Origin of the sequence: Oceanicaulis sp. UBA2681, from assembly GCF_002354675.1 — a bacterium.
Taxonomy (GTDB): Bacteria; Pseudomonadota; Alphaproteobacteria; order Caulobacterales; family Maricaulaceae; genus Oceanicaulis; species Oceanicaulis alexandrii.
This window is the reverse complement of the sequence record NZ_DEMB01000011.1, coordinates 1-17,575: the sequence shown is the minus strand read 5'-3', so window position 1 is coordinate 17,575 and position 17,575 is coordinate 1. Positions and strand designations below refer to the sequence as shown.

23 protein-coding genes are annotated in these 17,575 nt (G+C 62.6%); 8 read left to right on the top strand and 15 right to left on the bottom strand.

Annotated features, from left to right (window positions below):
* Both lptM and argH read right to left on the bottom strand, forming a co-directional pair.
* A partial coding sequence (lptM, locus tag B3M53_RS08330) for an LPS translocon maturation chaperone LptM (protein WP_286800232.1) occupies window positions 1-107 on the bottom strand: 107 nt, incomplete at its 3' end.
* Window positions 104-1,558 (bottom strand): argininosuccinate lyase, encoded by a 1,455-nt coding sequence (argH, locus tag B3M53_RS08325; RefSeq protein ID WP_273021279.1) that lies wholly within the window; start codon window positions 1,556-1,558, stop codon window positions 104-106. The genes lptM and argH, both read right to left, overlap by 4 nt.
* 57 nt (window positions 1,559-1,615) lie before the next feature.
* On the opposite strand from argH, the gene B3M53_RS08320 reads away from it, so the two are divergent.
* The 3 genes from B3M53_RS08320 to B3M53_RS08310 all read left to right on the top strand — a co-directional run bounded on the left by B3M53_RS08320 (window position 1,616) and on the right by B3M53_RS08310 (window position 3,349).
* Complete coding sequence (locus B3M53_RS08320; protein WP_286800069.1) at window positions 1,616-2,209, top strand: TlpA family protein disulfide reductase; 594 nt, start codon at window positions 1,616-1,618, stop codon at window positions 2,207-2,209.
* 70 nt (window positions 2,210-2,279) lie between these two features.
* Window positions 2,280-2,780: a hypothetical protein gene (locus B3M53_RS08315; RefSeq protein WP_273021281.1), complete on the top strand. Its 501-nt coding sequence runs from the start codon at window positions 2,280-2,282 to the stop codon at window positions 2,778-2,780.
* Window positions 2,777-3,349, top strand: coding sequence for a hypothetical protein (locus B3M53_RS08310; protein WP_160093230.1), 573 nt, complete (start codon window positions 2,777-2,779; stop codon window positions 3,347-3,349). The genes B3M53_RS08315 and B3M53_RS08310 overlap by 4 nt, the downstream gene beginning before the upstream one ends.
* A 59-nt stretch (window positions 3,350-3,408) precedes the next feature.
* Here the strand turns inward: B3M53_RS08310 and B3M53_RS08305 are convergent, their stop codons facing one another.
* On the bottom strand, window positions 3,409-3,648 hold the full coding sequence (locus B3M53_RS08305) for a helix-turn-helix domain-containing protein (RefSeq protein ID WP_028284713.1): 240 nt from the start codon (window positions 3,646-3,648) through the stop codon (window positions 3,409-3,411).
* Between the two features lie 5 nt (window positions 3,649-3,653).
* On the bottom strand, window positions 3,654-4,157 hold the full coding sequence (locus B3M53_RS08300; RefSeq protein WP_022701330.1) for a hypothetical protein: 504 nt from the start codon (window positions 4,155-4,157) through the stop codon (window positions 3,654-3,656).
* A 126-nt stretch (window positions 4,158-4,283) separates the two neighbouring features.
* Between B3M53_RS08300 and B3M53_RS08295 the strand changes: the two genes are divergently transcribed.
* Complete coding sequence (locus B3M53_RS08295) at window positions 4,284-4,985, top strand: CPBP family intramembrane glutamic endopeptidase (RefSeq protein WP_273021284.1); 702 nt, start codon at window positions 4,284-4,286, stop codon at window positions 4,983-4,985.
* Between the two features lie 77 nt (window positions 4,986-5,062).
* Here the strand turns inward: B3M53_RS08295 and B3M53_RS08290 are convergent, their stop codons facing one another.
* From B3M53_RS08290 to B3M53_RS08275, 4 genes are all read right to left on the bottom strand, one after another.
* Window positions 5,063-6,004 (bottom strand): electron transfer flavoprotein subunit alpha/FixB family protein, encoded by a 942-nt coding sequence (locus B3M53_RS08290; protein ID WP_273021286.1) that lies wholly within the window; start codon window positions 6,002-6,004, stop codon window positions 5,063-5,065.
* A 1-nt stretch (window position 6,005) separates the two neighbouring features.
* Entirely contained in the window at window positions 6,006-6,755 is a 750-nt protein-coding gene (locus B3M53_RS08285) for an electron transfer flavoprotein subunit beta/FixA family protein (RefSeq protein ID WP_022701333.1), read from the bottom strand.
* 288 nt (window positions 6,756-7,043) lie between these two features.
* A complete protein-coding gene (locus tag B3M53_RS08280) occupies window positions 7,044-7,652 on the bottom strand; it encodes a YceI family protein (protein ID WP_022701334.1) in 609 nt (202 codons plus the stop codon).
* 158 nt (window positions 7,653-7,810) lie between these two features.
* Window positions 7,811-8,386 carry a cob(I)yrinic acid a,c-diamide adenosyltransferase gene (locus B3M53_RS08275; protein ID WP_273021290.1) on the bottom strand — a complete coding sequence of 192 codons (576 nt, stop codon included), beginning with the start codon at window positions 8,384-8,386 and terminating at the stop codon, window positions 7,811-7,813.
* Between the two features lie 164 nt (window positions 8,387-8,550).
* Between B3M53_RS08275 and B3M53_RS08270 the strand changes: the two genes are divergently transcribed.
* Window positions 8,551-9,648 carry a serine hydrolase domain-containing protein gene (locus tag B3M53_RS08270; RefSeq protein WP_273021292.1) on the top strand — a complete coding sequence of 366 codons (1,098 nt, stop codon included), beginning with the start codon at window positions 8,551-8,553 and terminating at the stop codon, window positions 9,646-9,648.
* On the opposite strand, the gene B3M53_RS08265 is transcribed toward B3M53_RS08270, so the two are convergent.
* Complete coding sequence (locus tag B3M53_RS08265) at window positions 9,645-9,851, bottom strand: twin transmembrane helix small protein (RefSeq protein WP_028284715.1); 207 nt, start codon at window positions 9,849-9,851, stop codon at window positions 9,645-9,647. The genes B3M53_RS08270 and B3M53_RS08265 overlap by 4 nt on opposite strands.
* 195 nt (window positions 9,852-10,046) lie before the next feature.
* On the opposite strand from B3M53_RS08265, the gene B3M53_RS08260 reads away from it, so the two are divergent.
* Window positions 10,047-10,670 (top strand): TetR/AcrR family transcriptional regulator, encoded by a 624-nt coding sequence (locus B3M53_RS08260; RefSeq protein ID WP_022701338.1) that lies wholly within the window; start codon window positions 10,047-10,049, stop codon window positions 10,668-10,670.
* A 4-nt stretch (window positions 10,671-10,674) separates the two neighbouring features.
* Here B3M53_RS08260 and B3M53_RS08255 read toward each other — a convergent pair whose 3' ends face one another.
* Both B3M53_RS08255 and B3M53_RS08250 read right to left on the bottom strand, forming a co-directional pair.
* Window positions 10,675-11,823: an aromatic ring-hydroxylating oxygenase subunit alpha gene (locus B3M53_RS08255; protein WP_273021293.1), complete on the bottom strand. Its 1,149-nt coding sequence runs from the start codon at window positions 11,821-11,823 to the stop codon at window positions 10,675-10,677.
* On the bottom strand, window positions 11,820-12,764 hold the full coding sequence (locus B3M53_RS08250; protein WP_273021294.1) for a DMT family transporter: 945 nt from the start codon (window positions 12,762-12,764) through the stop codon (window positions 11,820-11,822). Before B3M53_RS08250 ends, B3M53_RS08255 begins: the two co-directional genes overlap by 4 nt.
* Before the next feature lie 157 nt (window positions 12,765-12,921).
* Here B3M53_RS08250 and B3M53_RS08245 point away from each other — a divergent pair, with 157 nt between their 5' ends.
* Both B3M53_RS08245 and B3M53_RS08240 read left to right on the top strand, forming a co-directional pair.
* On the top strand, window positions 12,922-14,394 hold the full coding sequence (locus B3M53_RS08245; protein WP_273021296.1) for a sodium/proline symporter: 1,473 nt from the start codon (window positions 12,922-12,924) through the stop codon (window positions 14,392-14,394).
* Between the two features lie 5 nt (window positions 14,395-14,399).
* The gene (locus B3M53_RS08240; protein ID WP_273021297.1) at window positions 14,400-14,942 is read left to right on the top strand and encodes a GNAT family N-acetyltransferase; all 543 of its coding nucleotides are present in this window, start codon (window positions 14,400-14,402) and stop codon (window positions 14,940-14,942) included.
* 215 nt (window positions 14,943-15,157) lie between these two features.
* On the opposite strand, the gene B3M53_RS08235 is transcribed toward B3M53_RS08240, so the two are convergent.
* The 4 genes from B3M53_RS08235 to B3M53_RS08220 all read right to left on the bottom strand — a co-directional run.
* Window positions 15,158-15,700, bottom strand: a complete 543-nt coding sequence (locus B3M53_RS08235; protein ID WP_273021299.1) for a DUF3299 domain-containing protein — start codon at window positions 15,698-15,700, stop codon at window positions 15,158-15,160.
* A 66-nt stretch (window positions 15,701-15,766) separates the two neighbouring features.
* The gene (locus B3M53_RS08230; protein WP_273021301.1) at window positions 15,767-16,414 is read right to left on the bottom strand and encodes a ZrgA family zinc uptake protein; all 648 of its coding nucleotides are present in this window, start codon (window positions 16,412-16,414) and stop codon (window positions 15,767-15,769) included.
* Window positions 16,414-17,223: a ZIP family metal transporter gene (locus B3M53_RS08225; protein ID WP_273021303.1), complete on the bottom strand. Its 810-nt coding sequence runs from the start codon at window positions 17,221-17,223 to the stop codon at window positions 16,414-16,416. Before B3M53_RS08225 ends, B3M53_RS08230 begins: the two co-directional genes overlap by 1 nt.
* A gap of 169 nt (window positions 17,224-17,392) precedes the next feature.
* Window positions 17,393-17,575: ferritin-like domain-containing protein (locus B3M53_RS08220; protein WP_286800068.1), on the bottom strand; the 183-nt coding region annotated here is incomplete at its 5' end.

Here is a 17,575-nt window from a genome sequence, read left to right as displayed (position 1 = left end):
TCCGCGCCCCAGAAGGGCGGCGGGCGTTCAAGATCGCCGCGAATGCCGCACCCGGACAGCACCAGAGCCGCCGCGAAGCCCAGAAAGGCGAGGGTCAGTCGTTTCATGCCGTCTCTCCATCATCGCCGCTGGCATAGAGGTCCAGCTCGAATTCGAAATGCTCCTGCCAAGCTTTCACCTGTTCCATAACCCGGACCGGGGCCGTGCCGCCATAGCTGGTGCGGCTTTCCATCGAGGCGCGGGCGGACAGGACCGAGAAGACCCGGTCGTCGATCTTCGGCTCGATGGCCTGATAGTCTGACAGCGGCAAATCCTTCAGCGGCAGGCCCTTGGCTTCGGCGGCCTTCACGGCCGAGCCCGACACATGGTGGGCGTCGCGGAAGGGCATGCCCAGCTCACGCACCAGCCAGTCGGCGAGATCCGTGGCGTCGGAATAGGATTCCCCGGCCGCCGCTTCCAGCGTCTCGCGATTAAAGCTCAGATCGGCCGCCATGCCGGTCATCGCCGCGATGGCGAGCGCCAGATCGTCGAATGCATCGAAGACGAGCTGTTTGTCTTCCTGCATGTCCTTGGAATAGGCGAGCGGCAGGCCCTTGCAGACAATGATCAAGCCTTGCAGCGCGCCGGAAATCCGGCCCGGCTTGGCGCGCACCAGCTCGGCGGCGTCCGGGTTGCGCTTTTGCGGCATGATCGAGCTGCCGGTGGAGAAGGCGTCCGTCAGCTGGGCGAAGCCGAACCGGCCCGACGTCCACAGCACGATTTCCTCGGCGAAGCGCGACAGGTTCACCGCCGTGATGGCGGCGGCGGCCAGAGCCTCCAGCGCGAAGTCGCGCGAGGAGACCGCGTCCAGCGAGTTCGCCATCGGCACATCAAAGCCGAGCGCCGCCGCGGTCATGCTGCGATCAATCGGAAAGGCGGTGCCCGCCAAGGCGGCTGCGCCGAGCGGGCTTTCGTTCAAACGGTCGCTAGCGTCCAGAAGCCGGCCGCGATCGCGCTCGGCGGCTTCAACCCAGCACAGAAGGTGGTGGCCCAGCGAAATCGGCTGCGCGGTCTGAAGATGGGTGAAGCCCGGCATCACCCAGTCGGCATGGGCTTCGGCCTGTTTGACCAGCGCTTCCTGGTAAGCGCGCAGGCCCTGGGCGGCGTCATCGAGCGCGCCGCGCAGCCACAGCCGGAAATCGGTGGCGACCTGATCATTGCGCGACCGTGCGGTGTGAAGTCGTCCCGCAGGCGCGCCGATTTTCTCTCTCAGCGCCGCCTCGATATTCATGTGGACGTCTTCAAGCTCGGGCTTCCACTCAAACTCACCGGCGATGATGTCGTCGCGGATGGCGATGAGGCCGGACGAGATGGCATGTTCGTCTTCGCTTGAAATCACACCGCAGGCGGCCAACATCCGGGCATGGGCGAGGGATCCGGCGATATCCTGTTCAAAAAGTCGTTTGTCCACGTCCACAGACGCATTGATCGCTTGCATCACGGCGGAAGGTCCGGCGTTAAATCGGCCGCCCCAGATGCCGCTGGCTTTTGCGTTCTGGGATTTTACATCTTCGGTCATGGGCGATGCGTCCTTGGGCGGGGTTCTGAAGCGGAACCGGTAGGAAAGAGGGTCGCTATGAAAGCGCCGAGTTTGAAAACAGGCATTCTCACAGTCGGCGCGATTGGCGTTGCTGGCATCCTATACGTCATTTCCAGCACTCTTGTCAGTTCCACCCAGGGTCCGCTCGACAGTTTTGCAACCGGCGAAATGTCAAAGTTTCGCACCGTGCCTGAAGCGCCCGAGCAGCCGCGCAACACGCTGATCACCGGCGAAGGCGATGAGATCACCCTGGCCGACATGCGCGGCAAGATCCTGCTGGTCAATTTCTGGGCGACCTGGTGCGCGCCCTGCGTCGTCGAAATGCCCTATCTCAATGAGTTGCAGGGGGCGTATGGCTCAGATGATTTTGAGGTGGTGACCATCTCCATGGATCGTCGGATCGAAGAGCCGCAGGCGTTTTTCGAAGAGTATGAGCTCGATCATCTGAACTTTTATTTTGATCCGGGCATGAGCATCGCCTTCGGTGTCATGGGTAGCGCCAATCGCGGCCTGCCGCTGACCATTCTGTATGATCGCAACGGCGTCGAGATCGGCCGCGTCGCGGGCGAGGCGGAATGGAACAGCCCGGACGCCTACGCCCTGATCGAGGCGGCGCTGGAGCGGTATTAACCCGCATTCACTTGCCTTTTGCGCGATAGAGCGTCCCCAATGAGGTTTTCAGTCTGGGGAGGACGGTCTCATGAAAAACCTGTTGATCGCTGGCGCGGGTGTCGCAGCACTGAGCTGGGTCATGCCCGCGCACGCTCAGGAGACGCCCGGCGAGGCCGTTGAGGCGCTCTATGAGGTGATATCCGGTCCGGTGGGGGAGCCGCGGGACTGGGAGCATTTTCGCGCGATGTTCCTGGACGGCGCTCAGATGACCGTGCTGGCGCCCATGCCCGAAGGCGAGGAGCGCGTGGTGACGCTGACTGTCGAGGAGTATGTCAGCCGCAATGCTGAGCGTCTGTCCGAGATGGGGTTCACCGAAGCTGAAACCCGTCGACAGACCCATGTCTATGGCGGCCTCGCCACAATTCTCAGCGCCTATGAAGCGACCCGTTCGGATACGGGCGAGACCTTTGCGACCGGCGTGAACACCATCGTGCTGGCGCGCGAAGAGGGCGTGTGGAAAGTTGCGAGCCTGGCCTGGCGGTCTGAAACCGAAGACTGGCCGGTTGAGCGAGCATTCGAGGCGCAATGACACACTCACAAGATATTGCAGCGGCTGAGGCTCTGTTTGATCAGGCCCAGAAACAGCATGGTGTATTGGCTATCCTTCGTTCAGCGTTGAATCTCGGCGCTCTGATCGGCTTCAACGGCAGAACGCGCAATAATCGCGTGAAGGCTCTACGGCGCTCAAACCAGTCAAAGATGTTGGCGCAAGGGCTGTCAGGCCTGGGGGCCGCGGGGCTGTCTTATTTCAATGGACTGGCGGTTGTGAACAAGGAGCAGGCCGAGGCGGCGTTCCGGTATACGGCCATCGTCAATTTCACGGCGCCCATCACGGTTCTCGTGATCTTCAACCAGATCATCGAGGGCGGGCTCATGGGTGTGTTTGAGACGGCCTCGGAGTTCGATAGTTGGAAATTCGCCGCGTTGGCGGCGTCCTTCATGACCATTGTGATCGGCGTGATTTCCTATGCCTATATCGGCGCCCAGATGGCTCGGGACATCCTGCACCTGACCACTCTGGAACAGGCGCGACGAGGCGGCTTCAGCGCAGCTGCGCCAGACGAGGATGACGGGATGGTCGAGCCGGCCGATCTGTAGTCTGGCGTCCAGAAACAGAAGGCTGGCCGGTCGAGCGCGCGTTCTCGGCGCTTTAGCGTCTAGTCCTCGGGCGTGTCGGAAGGCGCTTCGGAGGGACCGGGCACGTAATCGAGAATGTCGCCGGGTTTGCAGTCAAGATACTCGCACATCATCTCGAGATTCTTGAACCGGATGCCCTTCAGCTTGCCGGACTTGAACAGGGACAGGCTGGTTTCGGTCAGGCCCAGATGTTTGGCGAGATCCTTGGACTTCACCTTCCGTTTGGCCAGCATGACGTCGAGATTGATGATCAGGGGCATGGCGGTCACAGAAACTGCTGGTTTTCAGACAGGGCGGCCTGCCCGCGTCTGAGCTCACGGCAGACCAGAAACAATACAAGGCTGATCGCAAGAAAAGTCAGGGACTGCATGTCCAGCACGAGTGCGATGCCAACAGCGCCCGCGCGCCAGTTGGCGAGACTTGCGAGCAGGACGTCCCCGACCACACTCAGTCCGGCATAGACCGCCAGACCCAGCGCCAGCCGGGTGATCGCGCTGATGACGGCGTCGGGTCGTTCCTGCGCCGTATCGAGGGCGCGGACCGCGCCCCGCAATAGCCAGAGCACGGTCAGTAGCGCCGCTGTGGTCAGACTCGTCAGGATGAAATCGCTCAGGCCAACGTGCGGGCCAGACGCGCCAAGGCTGTAGACGACCTGGAACCAGCTGCTGTCGAGATTGAACGCGGCGCCCAACCAGTACGACAGATGCGCGAGCAGGACGAGCGCGGCCCAAAGCAGAATGCCCGCTTGCAAAAGACGTGACCGAGACATGCTGGAAATCCAACTCCGATTGACATAAATTTAAATGCGATTTAAAGAAATCGCAATCTGGCAAAGAGATGCGAGGCAAGCTCGCACAGCCGGTTGGTTGTGTCGAACAGAAAAACGAGATCAGACATGAACGGTCAGGTTCAGCTGCGCGAAGCGGCTTTGAGCATAGTCGCCATCATCGGCGGCTATTTCCTTGTGGGCTACGCCCTCAAATTCACCCTCGGGCATGCCGCCATAGGCGGTTACGCCATTTCCTGGAGCGTCTGGGCGTCTTTGATCCTGTCGCTTGGGGTGATGGGGTTCGTGTGTAAGCGCCGGGGTGCGCTGGACAGTCTGGGGCTGTCGCGTCCGCGCTCGATCCTCAAGGGTGGGCTGACCGGCCTTGTCGGAGGGGTGGTGATCTTTGCGGGCGTGGCCCTGCCCGTCTCCCTGTTGAGCGCCGTCGGCCTTATCAGCCCCCCAGCAGGCGCGTCCTCGCTTCTCGTGGAGGGACCGAACGCCCAGCTCAGTCTGGCGCTCTCTCTGGCGGTCATGTGGATCAACGCCGCCTTTGGCGAAGAGCTCTTGTTTCGCGGTTTTCTGATGAACACGCTGATGCGGGCGCTGGGAGACACCCGCCGGGCCGGGGTCGCGGCGAGCCTTGTGATCGCTCTGGCCTTCGGCGTGATGCATATGCCCTCTCAAGGGCTCTATGGCCTGGTGGTCACCGGCATTGTGGGCTTCCTGATGGGATTGCTGTTCCTGTTCGGTAAACGCAATCTCCTGCCGGTCGTCATCGCGCACGGGCTGATCAACACGGTGAGCATGATCGCGGCCTCGGCTGGTTAGGGCTCAGCGGGTAGAAAGCACAAAAAACCCCGGAAGCGCGGCTTCCGGGGTTTTCTGTTTTCAGCTGAAGCCGCGGCTTAGAGGCCGACTTTGCCCAGCTCGGCTTCGAACTCGGGCACAGCCTGGAACAGGTCGGCGACGAGACCGTAATCGGCGACGGAGAAGATCGGAGCTTCCTCGTCCTTGTTGATCGCGACGATGACCTTGGAGTCCTTCATGCCGGCCAGGTGCTGGATCGCGCCGGAAATGCCAACGGCGATGTACAGCTCAGGCGCGACGACCTTGCCGGTCTGACCGACCTGATAGTCGTTCGGCACGAAGCCCGCATCCACAGCGGCGCGCGAGGCGCCGACGGCGGCGTTGAGCTTGTCGGCGACCTTTTCGAGAATGGCGAAGTTCTCGCCATTGCCCATGCCGCGACCGCCGGAGATGACGATCTTGGCGGCGGTCAGCTCGGGGCGGTCCGATTTGGACAGCTCTTCGGAGACGAACTCGGAGTTGGCGGAAGCCGCAGGCGCGTCGAGGCTCTCTACGGACGCCGAACCGCCATCACCCGCCTTTTCAAAGGTGGTCGGGCGCACGGTGATGACTTTCTTGGCGTCGTTGGACTTCACCGTCAGCATCGCATTGCCCGCATAGATCGGGCGCACGAAGGTGTCGGCGCTTTCAACAGCGGTGATGTCGGAGATCAGCATCACGTCGAGCTTGGCGGCGACGCGCGGCATGAAGTTCTTACCCACGGTCGTCGCCGGGGTGAGAATGGCGTCGTAATCGCCAGCGATGGAGACCACGACGGCTTCCATGGCTTCGGCGAGCTTCTTCTCGAGCGTGTCGGAATCCGCGTGCAGGACCTTGGAGACGCCGTCGAGCTTGGCGGCGGCGTCAGCAACAGCGCTCGCGCCCTTGCCGGCGACCAGCACATGGATGTCGCCGCCCATTTTGGAAGCCGCGGTCACAGCGGCGCGCGTGGCGTCGTTGAGTTCCGCGTTGTCGTGCTCAGCAATAACCAGAACAGTCATTTTAGATCACCCCCGCTTCGTTCTTCAGCTTGTCGACCAGCTCTGCGACGGTCTCGACCTTGACGCCGGCTTCACGCTTGGGCGGCTCGGAGACCTTGACCACGTCCAGGCGCGGCGTGATGTCCACGCCGAAATCGTCCGGGGTCTTGGCGTCGATCGGCTTGCGCTTGGCCTTCATGATGTTGGGCAGAGACGCGTAACGCGGCTCGTTCAGGCGCAGATCGGTGGTGATGATCGCCGGGGACGGAATGGCGAGGGTCTGCAGACCGCCGTCAATCTCGCGGGTCACCTTGAAGCCGGAATCGGTTTTCTCGACTTCAGAGGCGAAGGTGGCCTGCGGCCAGCCCATCAGTGCGGCGAGCATCTGACCGGTGGCGTTGGCGTCGTCGTCAATCGCCTGCTTGCCCAGAAGGACCAGCTCGGGGGATTCCGCTTCCACCACGCCTTTGAGGATTTTCGCCACGGCGAGCGGTTCAACCGTCGCGTCCGTGGTCACATGGATGCCGCGATCCGCGCCCATGGCGAGCGCAGTGCGGATCGTCTCCTGAGCCTGGGCCGGACCGATGGAGACCACGACGATCTCTTCGGCGACGCCCTTTTCCTTCAGCCGGATCGCTTCTTCGACAGCGATCTCGCAGAAGGGGTTCATGCTCATCTTGACGTTGGCCAGGTCGACCCCGGTCTGATCCGGTTTGACGCGGACCTTCACGTTGTAATCGACTACCCGTTTGACGGGGACGAGGATCTTCATCGACGGCTCCGGTTTCTCTTCGTTTGAACTGCTCGGCGCGAGGGAGCCGATTGCTCCCGAGACCTGGCGCCGACTATGGTCAGGCTTGAACTTAGGCGCGGAAACTGCCCTTGCCACCCCCATAAGTCAACGCGGCATGCGGCAAGGTCCGGACAAGGCGTTGCAGCGCAGCACTCGGAACCTGCGACAGCCGCCTCACCCTGCGGGGAGCGGACATGAAAACGGCCGGCGCTCACGATGGAGGCCGGCCGTTGATCGCGCCATCAGAAACAAGACGCTTCTGGCTGATTATTCTTCAGTGACGACGGTCAGCTCGGTGTTGATCTCGATGCGGACTTCATCAGAGACAGCCGGGGCCGCGTAGCCCAGACCCCATTGCGAGCGAAGAATCTCGCCGGTGGCTGTGAAACCTGCAGTGGGGGTCTCGGAGAACGGGTTCGGGCCGCGCTGGTTCAGCGTAACGTCCAGGGTCACCGGATGGGTCTGACCCAGCAGCGTAAGATCGCCCATCATCTGGCCGGTTTCGCCATCCTCGGTTTCAAAGCCGGTGGCGACAAAGCGCGCGGTCGGATATTCGGCGATGTTGAACAGGTCCGGCGAGCTCAGATGGCCCACGAAACGGTCCTGATCTGCGCCAACCCAGAAGCCGTCTGCAAGATTGAACGTCACGTCCACAGTGGAGTTCGCAGGCTCTTCAAAGTCCAGCATCAGAACGCCGTCGAAATCGGTGAACTGGATGGCCTGATGGGAGAACCCCAGATGGGTCCAGGTCGCGCGGATCGCAGTGTGAGTCTTGTCAAACTCGTACTCGACCGGATCAGCGAAAGCTGAGGGGGTGAGTGCGGCGGCGCCCAGGAAGGCCGCGAGCGAGGCGGCGGCGTATGCGGTCTTCATCATGCTCTGTCCCTATATGTGAACTGCGTAACTGCGGCGACGGGCCGCACGCTGATACATAGGGAGGGGCGCCCGCCTATTGCTACCCGTCTGGCGTGAATTTCGTTGTTTCCGGAATGGAAACGCTTCACGAGTTGGTGAGCGGGCGGCGTTTTCGAGCGTCAGCGGTTCGCGCCGGGAATCCACTTCACATCGCGCGCGCCGTCATCATTGGCGATCCGCGCCGCCACGAACAGATAATCAGACACCCGGTTGAGATAGGTGATCGCCGGCGCGCCCACGACGTCGCCCCGGCTCGCCAACTCGACGGTCCGGCGTTCGGCGCGGCGGGCGATGGTGCGGGCCAGATGCAGGCGCGCGGACAATTCCGCGCCGCCGGGCAGAATGAAGCTGTCCAGCGGTTCCAGCTTTTCATTGTGGGCGTCGATGCGCGCTTCCAGCCAGTCGGTCTGCGCAGGCGTCATGCGCAGAGGCTCCCAGTCGAGCGTTTCACCCCGGTCCGGTACGCACAGATCCGCGCCCAGATCAAAGAGGTCATTCTGGATGCGCGTCAGCTCAGGCGTCAGCGGGTGGTTGTCTCCTGCGCCGCAAACCGCCAGGCCTAACGCGGCGTTCAGTTCGTCCACCGCGCCATAGGCCTCGACCCGAAGGTCGTGCTTGTCGGTCTCGCTCATATCGCCCAGCCGGGTGCGGCCCTTGTCACCGGTGCGCGTATAAATTTTCGTGAGCCGGACCATGGCGCTCTCCTCTGATTGCACGGGCAAACTATCGAGCGGACTGAACTAGGACAATGGGCGGCTGCCGCCCATTGGTGTCACCTAGAAGTTACTCTTGACGGGATCGTTTCAGGCTGGCAGAACTCAAAAAGTCACCTTTGCGTAACACAACCTAGGAGCCTGACATGAAAGTCTTGTTCGCTGCGACGGCGCTGGCCTGCCTGTCGGTCGCCCATGCCCAGCCGCTGACGGAGTTGCAGTCAGTTGCGGATTCAGCGCTCACGGAAAGCGGCGCTCCGGCTGCAGGCGTGGCGTGGGTGACGCGCGATGGGGAGCGCAGCGTCGCCGTGGCAGGCGTGCGCAGTCAGGACGCGCCAGACCAAGTGACGTCAGACGATCTGTGGCATCTGGGGTCAAACACCAAGGCGATGACGGCGACGCTTGCGGCGCGCCTGGTGGAAGCAGGCGTGATCGATTGGGACACGACGCTGGGCGAGGCGCTGTCAGACTTGGGCCTTGAAATCCGTGCGGAGTTCGGACCGGCGACGCTGGCGGATCTGCTGCACCATCGCTCCGGGCTGCCGGCTAATCTGGGACGGTTCTCGACGATTCGTTTTCTGGGATCCGATGACAGCCGCGACGTTCAGGAGGACCGGCTCCGCTACGCCGAAATCATTCTGGCGCAAGAGCCGGCCCAGCCGCGCGGCGCGTTCGTTTATTCCAACGCCGGGTATGTCATCGCCGCATTGATGATGGAGCAGGCCGCGGGCCAGCCTTACGAGACGCTGATGCGCGAAGAGGTGTTCTCACCCCTGGGCATGGACAGCGCAGGCTGGGGGCCGCCGGGCGAAGTGGGCGCGAATGACCAGCCGCGTGGTCATGGCGCGGGCTTGTTTGGCGGTTTGTCAGCGCGAGAGCCGGACGAGAGAGCGGATAACCCGCCCGTTTTAAACTCGGCGGGCCGGGCGCATATGACCCTTGATGACGTGCTGGATTTTCTTCAGGCGCATCTGGCCGCTGAAGACGGGCCGTATCTCAGTGCGCGCAGTTGGGAGACCCTGCATCGGCCAGTGGGAGAGGAAGCCTACGCCATGGGATGGGGCGTCACCTCAGAGGGCGCGCTGGGCCATAGCGGCTCCAATACCATGTGGTTGATCCGGGCGCGCATCAATCCGGTGCAAGGCCGCGCTGCGGCGGCTGTCGTCAATGATGGACGGATTCAGCAAATGTCGCCGGTTCTGGGAGACGCGCTGACGCACATGCTGGAGGCGGAGACGCCCTAGGCGCCCAGCTGGTTTTTCAGCCAGAAGCCGGCGACCAGCACCAGAATGGCGACGAACTGGATCGCCACGCGCGCCCGCATGAGCTTGTTGGACCAGGACCGTCCGAACTCTCCACCCTTGAACAGGGAGAAAATCCCGACGCACAGGACAACAAAGACGACAACGAGCAGGATGTAGAGCAGGATATCGACGACTGTGATCATGTCGCTCATGTAGGCTGGAAGCCTCAAGCTGGCAATGGCGCGGTCTCAGACCAGTCAGAAGGTCGCACTACTTCCGCGATAGGATAAATAATACTCGCCTTTGGCGGGCATAATGAAGGCGCTGCCTGTTCATCTGAATGGAAAGCCCTCATACTCCGCGAATCGATGAATGCATTTAACGCCAGGACGAACGAAATGCGTGATCTTGCCGGGGGCCGCGTAACGCGCCGTGATATGAGGCGCGAAGCGACGAAGGCCGCTGTTCTTGAAGCGGCCGAAAAAGTCTTCCTGTCCCAAGGTTATGAAGGGGCGACCATCAAGGCCATCGCCGATGAAGCCGGCGTGTCTCCGGGGACCGTTCTGAACGCGGAACCCTCCAAGGCGGCTTTGCTGATGGCTATTCTGAGCAATGAAGTCGAAATCATTGCGGAATCTGTCGAGCAGATGGAAGCGGCGCTGTCAGGCGGTCTGGCTGACCGGATCATCGCGCTGTTGCAGATCATGCTTGAAGCCCAGTCGCGCAATAGCGAGTTGTTCGCCGCCGCAGTAGGCCATAGCTGGATGGTGGCCGACCCCACCTATCAAGCTGCATTTGACCAGATGGAGCTCGCCTGGCGGCCTATCCGACGCGTCATTGAATCAGGGATCGCCTCTGGTGAGCTGCGACAGGATGTCAGCCCGGACACGATTATCGCTGTCCTCAGCGATCAGTTCCTGGGCGCGATGCGCGCCAAGCGCCGCAGCGAATATGAAGAGCGTCCCATGGTGTCTCTCGAGGAGCGCGTCCGCCTGGTGATCGAGGGAATTCTGACGCGCTAGGCGTCTAGGTTCTCCAACGCAGGACGGCGGGTTTGACGGGGTTCTTGAACGCCCGGCCTTCCGCCTTCGCACTCATCCATTCGCGCTTGAGCCGCCGGTACCAGACCATCAGCGTATCGGCGTCCGGGATCTGCATCAGCGGCGGATCATAGGACAGGCCTTCGCCTTGGAGCTTCATGATCCGGGCGTCCTGCTGCAGGAAGGCATGGGTGAAGGGACGGGCGATCAGCTTCACCAGGTTCAGGATCGGCACGTCCCAGTACATGATCTCGCGGATTTCACACAGATTTTCATCAATCGGCGTGATCGCCGCCAGCCCAATGAAGCCGTACTTCTCGTTGCGGATGGATTCCGAGCGCAGGCCGGGCAGCAGGAACTGGATCTCCACCCGGATCTCGCCGCCGATAATGTTGTAAATGTAGGAATTGACCGGCTTGTGAGAGAGCATGGTGAAGCCCAACTCGCTGGGCGCGTAATGCTTCTCTTTTTCCTTCAGCGTTTTGGAGCTGCGCCAGAGCGGGCTCTTGTGCACAAAGGGCGTATGGGCCGGGTCCAGAAGGCCGATCACGGCGTGGTCCTGGTGACAGGCCAGTTCGGCGCGCTGGACGAACTTCACCTTGCCTTCGCTCTGGCCCTTGTGAAGCACCATGTTCTCAAAACGCGGCGGTTCGCTGTCGGGTTCGCCCGCCGGGTCGGTGGGCATATAGATCCAGACCAGCCCGTCCTGTTCGCGCAGGGCGTATTTGCGCACCTGGATCTTGCTCAGGTCAAAGGGCTGCCCCTCCACCAGTGACGGAATATGTGCGCAGCCGCCATCCGTGCGGAAGCGCCAGCCATGATAGGGGCATTCCACGGTCTTGCCGCCATCGGGCTCGTCCAGCATCTGGCCTGAAGACAGCGGCACGGCCCGATGCGGACACAGATCGCGCAAGGCGAAGGGCGCGCCGCGCCCGTCGCGCCCCATGACGATGGGTTCGCTCAGGAACTTCTTCTTGTAGAGCTTGCCGGCTTTCAGCTCGTCAGACGTCATCGCCACATACCAGATGTCGCGGATCAGCGGGCCGCCCAGAGCGCGGAACGGGTCGTCGCCGGTCTTGGGCGTGGACGAGGCGCCCGGGGCGCTGGCGGAGGCGGAAGCGGCGGTGTCGGTCATGGGTCGGGTTTAGCCGCGCCTGCGCCCGGGGTCGAGACTTGAACGCCAGCGCGTTGTGCGGCGTAAACGCCGACCATGACCAGCGCGGCGCCGATCCATTGCAGGGGTGTGAAGGCTTCGCCGAACAAAACCCATCCTGCAAAGGCGGAGACCACGGGCTGGATCAGGATGATCAAGGTGGCGAGGGCGGCGGGCGTGTGGCCCAGCCCATAGGCGACCCCGCCCTGACCGCCCACATGAACGATCAGCGCCAGCGCCAGCAGCGGCCACCAGCCTGACGGGTCCGGCGGCAAGAGCGGTTCATTGAAACCGGTCGCCACCAGAAGCGCGATGGGCGCGCCCACGAAAGCGGACCAGAACATGACCTCAACCGTCGCAGCGCCCGCCTTGCGCGCCGCGCGGATGCTGAGGATATAGGCGGCGTACCACATCGCGGTCAGGGCGGAGAGGATGTCTCCGCTGACCCGTTCAGGGGCGAAGCGCACATTGCCGCCCGCCAGGCACACCGCGCCCAAAATCGCCAGTACGCCCGCGACGAACATGCCGCGCGTGGGACGTTCCTGAAACAGGAACCAGGCGGCGATCGCCACCAGAATGGGCGTCAGATTGGCCAGCAAGGTCGCATTGGCGGCGGTGGTGATCTTGATGCCGGCGTGCCAGAAGGCGAGATCGCCGGCAAAGAAGACGCCCGCCAGCGCCAGGGCGCGCCAGCCCGGCGGTTTGAGCTGGAGCGGTTCGCCTGCGCGTCGCCGTACCCAGAGGCGTCGGCCCAGCAGCGCCGCGAGCAGCGGCAATCCCAGCGACAAACGCCAGAAGGCGATGGCTTGCGGGCCAAGGTCTGACGCTTTCACCAGAATGGACGCGAATCCCAGAATGGCGGCGCTAATCGCCAGTACGACGACGCCGGGGACTTGCAGGCGCGTAGACGAGGAAACCGGCATGGGCGAACGCCTGACAGAGAGAGCGCAATCAGATCAGGCCATTTGCTGGACCGGTTGGGGGCTTGTCCAGTTTTGTCTTTACGCTTGCGGCGCAGAAAGGGGCTGTGCGCCAGCGCTTTGAGTTTGCATAGTCGGTCATAAGAGATGGGGGATACGCATGGATGATCTTGGATCGACCGCCGGCGTCGTGTTGATCACACTGATCGCTTACAAGCTGGGGCTGATTTCGATCGGGGTGCTGGCGTCGCGCTTCACCCATGATGAAACCGACTTCTTTCTGGGCGGCCGCAAGATGGGACCGTGGGTGGCGGGCCTGTCCTACGCCGCCTCCACCTCTTCGGCCTGGGTGCTGCTGGGGTATACCGGTTTTGTCTATGATCAGGGGGTGTCGGCCCTGTGGATGGTGCCAGGCATTCTGGGCGCCTATGCCGTCATCTGGCTGTTTTTCGGCCCGCGCCTGCGCGCAGCGTCGGCACAGGACAAACACATCACCGCCAGCGATTACATGGCGGCGGGCGCCGGGCGCTGGAAAGTCTGGGTGCGGAGCCTGGCGGGTCTGCTCGTTCTGCTCACCTTCATGGTCTATATCGCCGCCCAGTTCGGCGCCGCGGCGATCGCGTTTGAAAGCCAGTTCAACCTCACTCATTGGGAAGGCGTGCTGCTGGGCGCCTGGGTCATCCTGATTTACGCCCTGATGGGCGGCTTCTGGGCGGTGTCGCTGACTGACACCCTGCAAGCGGGCGTCATGGCCGTGATCTCGGTGGTGTTGCCGCTGTTGGCGCTAATCAGTGCTGGCGGGATTGACGGTGTCTGGACGACGCTGTCCGCAACCATGCCCGCCGCCTATCTGGATCCCATGGGCGGGCGTGGTCTGTTCGCCTTTATCGGCTTTGCGACGGGGCTCGCTTCAATCGGACTGGGAGCGCTTGGCCAGCCGCATCTGCTGGCGCGTCTGATGGCGGTGCGTGATGACAGGGCGCGCAAGCGCGGTTTCGCGATCGCCATCGGCTGGGGCGTGATCGTTCACGCCGGCATGGCGATCCTGGCGCTTTCGGGGCGGGCGCTCGTCATGGACGCTGCGGACGGCGAGGCGCTGTTTTACCAGATTGCAGCCATGGTTCTGCCTGCGGTGCTGGCGGGGATCGTGATCGCTGCGGTGCTGTCTGCGGTGATGAGCACCGTGGATTCGCTGCTGATCGCAGCCTCGGCGGCGGCGGTGAATGATCTGGGGCTGGCGCAGCGTTTTCCGGGCCGCGAAATGCTGATCAGTCGCTCGGTGATGTCTGCTCTGTGCGCCTTGGCCGTGGCTCTCACTCTCAGCCTGCCCGCGTCGATCTTTGATCGGGTGCTGTTTTCCTGGTCGGCGCTGGGCGCAGCCTTCGGTCCTGTCATCCTGATGCGCGTCTGCTCGGTGGAGCCGCGCGGGCTGGCCATTCTGGCCTCGATCGTGTCCGGCTTTGCGCTGACGGTGGTGTTTTATGTCTTTGGACAGGTCAATGGTGAGGCGTTGGGCGGTCTTCCGGCGCTTTTATCGCGCCTGGCCAGCACGCCCGGTGATCCGTTCGAGCGGATCTTCCCCTGGGTGATCCCGCTCGTCCTCCTCTTCACCTTCCGCCAGTCCCGGAGCTGACGTCAATGACCGCGACCGCTTGCCCGACCTTGACTACCGAGCGTCTGATCCTGCGCGAAACGCTGTATGAGGATTTTGAGCCCAGCGCGGCGCTCTGGGGTGATGAAAGCGTCGTGCGCTATATCAGCGGCAAGCCGTCGAGCCGCAGCGACAGCTGGGCGCGGCTGCTTCGCTTTCCGGGCCTCTGGGCCTTGCTGGGCTATGGCTATTGGACCGTGATCGAGCGCGAAACCGGCCGCTTTGTGGGGCAGGCCGGGCTGGCTGATTTCAAACGTGACATGACCCCTTCCATCGAAGGCGTGCCGGACGCCGGCTATGTCATTTCACCGGCCTTTCATGGCCGCGGTTATGCGACCGAAGCCATGCGTGCGGTGATGGGCTGGGCGGATGATGTGCTCAAGGCGCCTTTGACCTGCGCCATCATTCAAGATGAGAACACCGCGTCGATCCGGGTGGCGCAGAAGCTGGGCTTCGGGCGCGCGGAGACTGCCGATCTGAGCGGAACGCCCGTGACGCTGTACTGGAGGGACCGGCCCGCCGCTCCGTAAGGACACGGGCGCGGGTGGGACCCGCCGAGCGGTCGCGCAGGCTTCGATCGCCCCCCTCTGACGATTGTGTGCCGCGCTGGTACACGCAAGACGAGCCCCAAGCTGGTACACGCAAAGAGCGTGCAGCTCAGCCATTACACGTTCGCGGAACTCTGTGTCCGGAACTGTTCGATACGGCGCCGAAATTGGGACGGGCGCACACGAAAGCGTGCGTCCTAGCTTTCGTAGGGCAGGATTTCTGTCAGCTCGATCGTATAGGCGGTGTCGCCCAGATCATTGTCATGACGATCAGTGTGCATCACGCCTTTGACGTAGACCGGATCCCATAAGCCCTGAATTCGAATGGGCTCTTCAGCATGCACATAGACCAGCTGATTGGGCGGCGGCGGCGGCACGTGAATGCAGGCGCCCACATAGGGCACCAGCAAGAAGCGGCTGATTTCCTGCGACCCGGTGAAATCAAACGGCAACACATAGCCGCCCAGGCGCACGATCTGACCGTCCAGCGCGTCCACCGTGTTGAAGGTCTGCACCTGCGGCATCCGGTCGGCGCCGAAATGGTCCATGCCGTTCTGGATCGCCTGCATCTGTTGCAATTGGGCGATGCGCTCGGCTTCGCCTTCGGGCAACAAATCGGCCCAGGACAGGTCCAGGAATTGCGGGGTGGACTGCGCTTCGGCGCGGTCCATGGAAACGGCTGCGGTCGCGCCGGTCAGCGCGGCGCCAGCCACAAAGGCGGAGAGAAGAAGTTTGCGCATCATGCCTCGCAAAATGCGCTCGCTGATGCTCAAGCGCAAGTTACGAGGCTGAAAAGAGTGCGCGTCTTAGTCCAGACGCAGAACCGGCCTGGCCGGGGTGAGGTCCTGGGCTGCGGCGCGTGCGCCGTCAAAGTACTGAACTTCCACCGTTTCAAACGGATTGAACGCCTCAAACAGGCCTGACAGGTCCACCTCTGTAAGGCGCTCGGGGCGGGCGCAATCAAACGTCCAGCTCACCACCACGTCGGCATGGCCATGGTTCGTATGGTCGTCGTGACTATGATCATCATGGTGATCGTGGGGGGCGGATGCATCCTCATGCATGGGCTCATGATCAGCTTCATGCTCATGCTCATGCTCATGGTGATGGTCATGGTCGTTGGATGCTTCGGCGGGGCCGCCGCCGACTTGCGTCCCTGTGAGCGTGCATTGTGCGGCGCTGGACAAGGCGATCATGGAGGGGCTCGCCAGAGTGCGCGCCGCTTGCGCGACCACGGCCTGGTCCTCAGGGGTCTCGGGCGCGTGTTCGAAGACATAAAGATTGAACGCAGGCGTCGTCAGCTCGGCCAGCACGGCGCCGTCCGCATCTGCGGCGACCGCCAGCTGCGCCGCGCCATGCACGTGCGCGCCGAGCTGTCGCATCGGGTCCGCGCTTTGCGCCAGAGCGGTTGAAGACAGAAGGCAGGCGGTGAGGCATGAGATACCCAAACGCATCAGCGGTCTCCTTGGGAATGAGAATATCGGAAGTCAGGCAGGATCGACGCCCCATGTCCATGGGAGTCATGGGAATGCCCGTCTGAATGACCCAGCGTCATAATGGCGGCGACGCCGGCGCCCGCGAAAACGGCGCTCAAGCCCTTGAGCCAGCCTGCTTGCGCGGTTTCCCCCAACAGATGCGAGGCGCCCACCTGCAGCAGCAGACCCGCGACCACAGCGAACAGCATGCCCAGCAAAGCTGGGTCAACACTGAGGGCGAACGGGCCTGAAATGACCGCGGATAAAAGGGTGGTCGCGCCCGCCGCCAGAAACGCCAACACGGTGGCGGCGCGATCAGAGAAGCCGCCGCGCTGAAGCAGCAAGAAGCAGATCAGCGTCTCAGGCATTTCATGCAGGATCAGACCGGTCGCCGTGCTGATCGCCGTGTAGGGATCAATGGCGGAGGTGACGGCGTAGACGGTCCCGTCCAGGGTGGAATGCACGGCGATCGCCAGAACGGGCGCCAGCGCCCGCATGCGGCCGGCTGTGGTCTGCGTCTGCATGGTGGCGCCCACCAGGACGTGCAGCACAAGCCCGAAGCCGAACCCGGCCAGCACCAGCCATCCTGCATAGGGATGCAGGGCCAGCGCTTCAGGGATCAGCCGCACCAGGGCGAGCGTCACCACCACGCCGCCAGAGAAGGCGGCGAACAGGGGCGCATTGGCGCGCGTAAAGCCGCTGGCGCGATGTACCAGCACCAGCGCCAGGGCGCAGACAAGCGCGGCGGTCAGCCCAAGGCTGAGCGTGAGGAGATAGGCGGCAGACACGGAAGCGGGACACCTGAGTGTTATATTGTTTCACTCTGATAGCGGCTCCTGTTCAGAGGAGCAAGCGTGCTGGCTGTACGAACGCCCCTTGGGCAGGGCGTGCAGGGTCTGAAAACGAAAACGCCGCCCAATCGGGGCGGCGTTTCAAAGTCTGGATTGAATGACAGCCTCAGCCCATCTCGCCGGGCGACATCTGGCTTTGCATATAGCGTTCTTCGCCCACTTTCTCGATCAGGCTGAGCTGGGTTTCGAGATAGTCGATATGCTCTTCTTCAGATTTCAGGATTTCATCAAACAGCTGACGGCTGCCGTAATCGCCGACCTGTTCGCAATACGCGATGGCGTCCTTGTA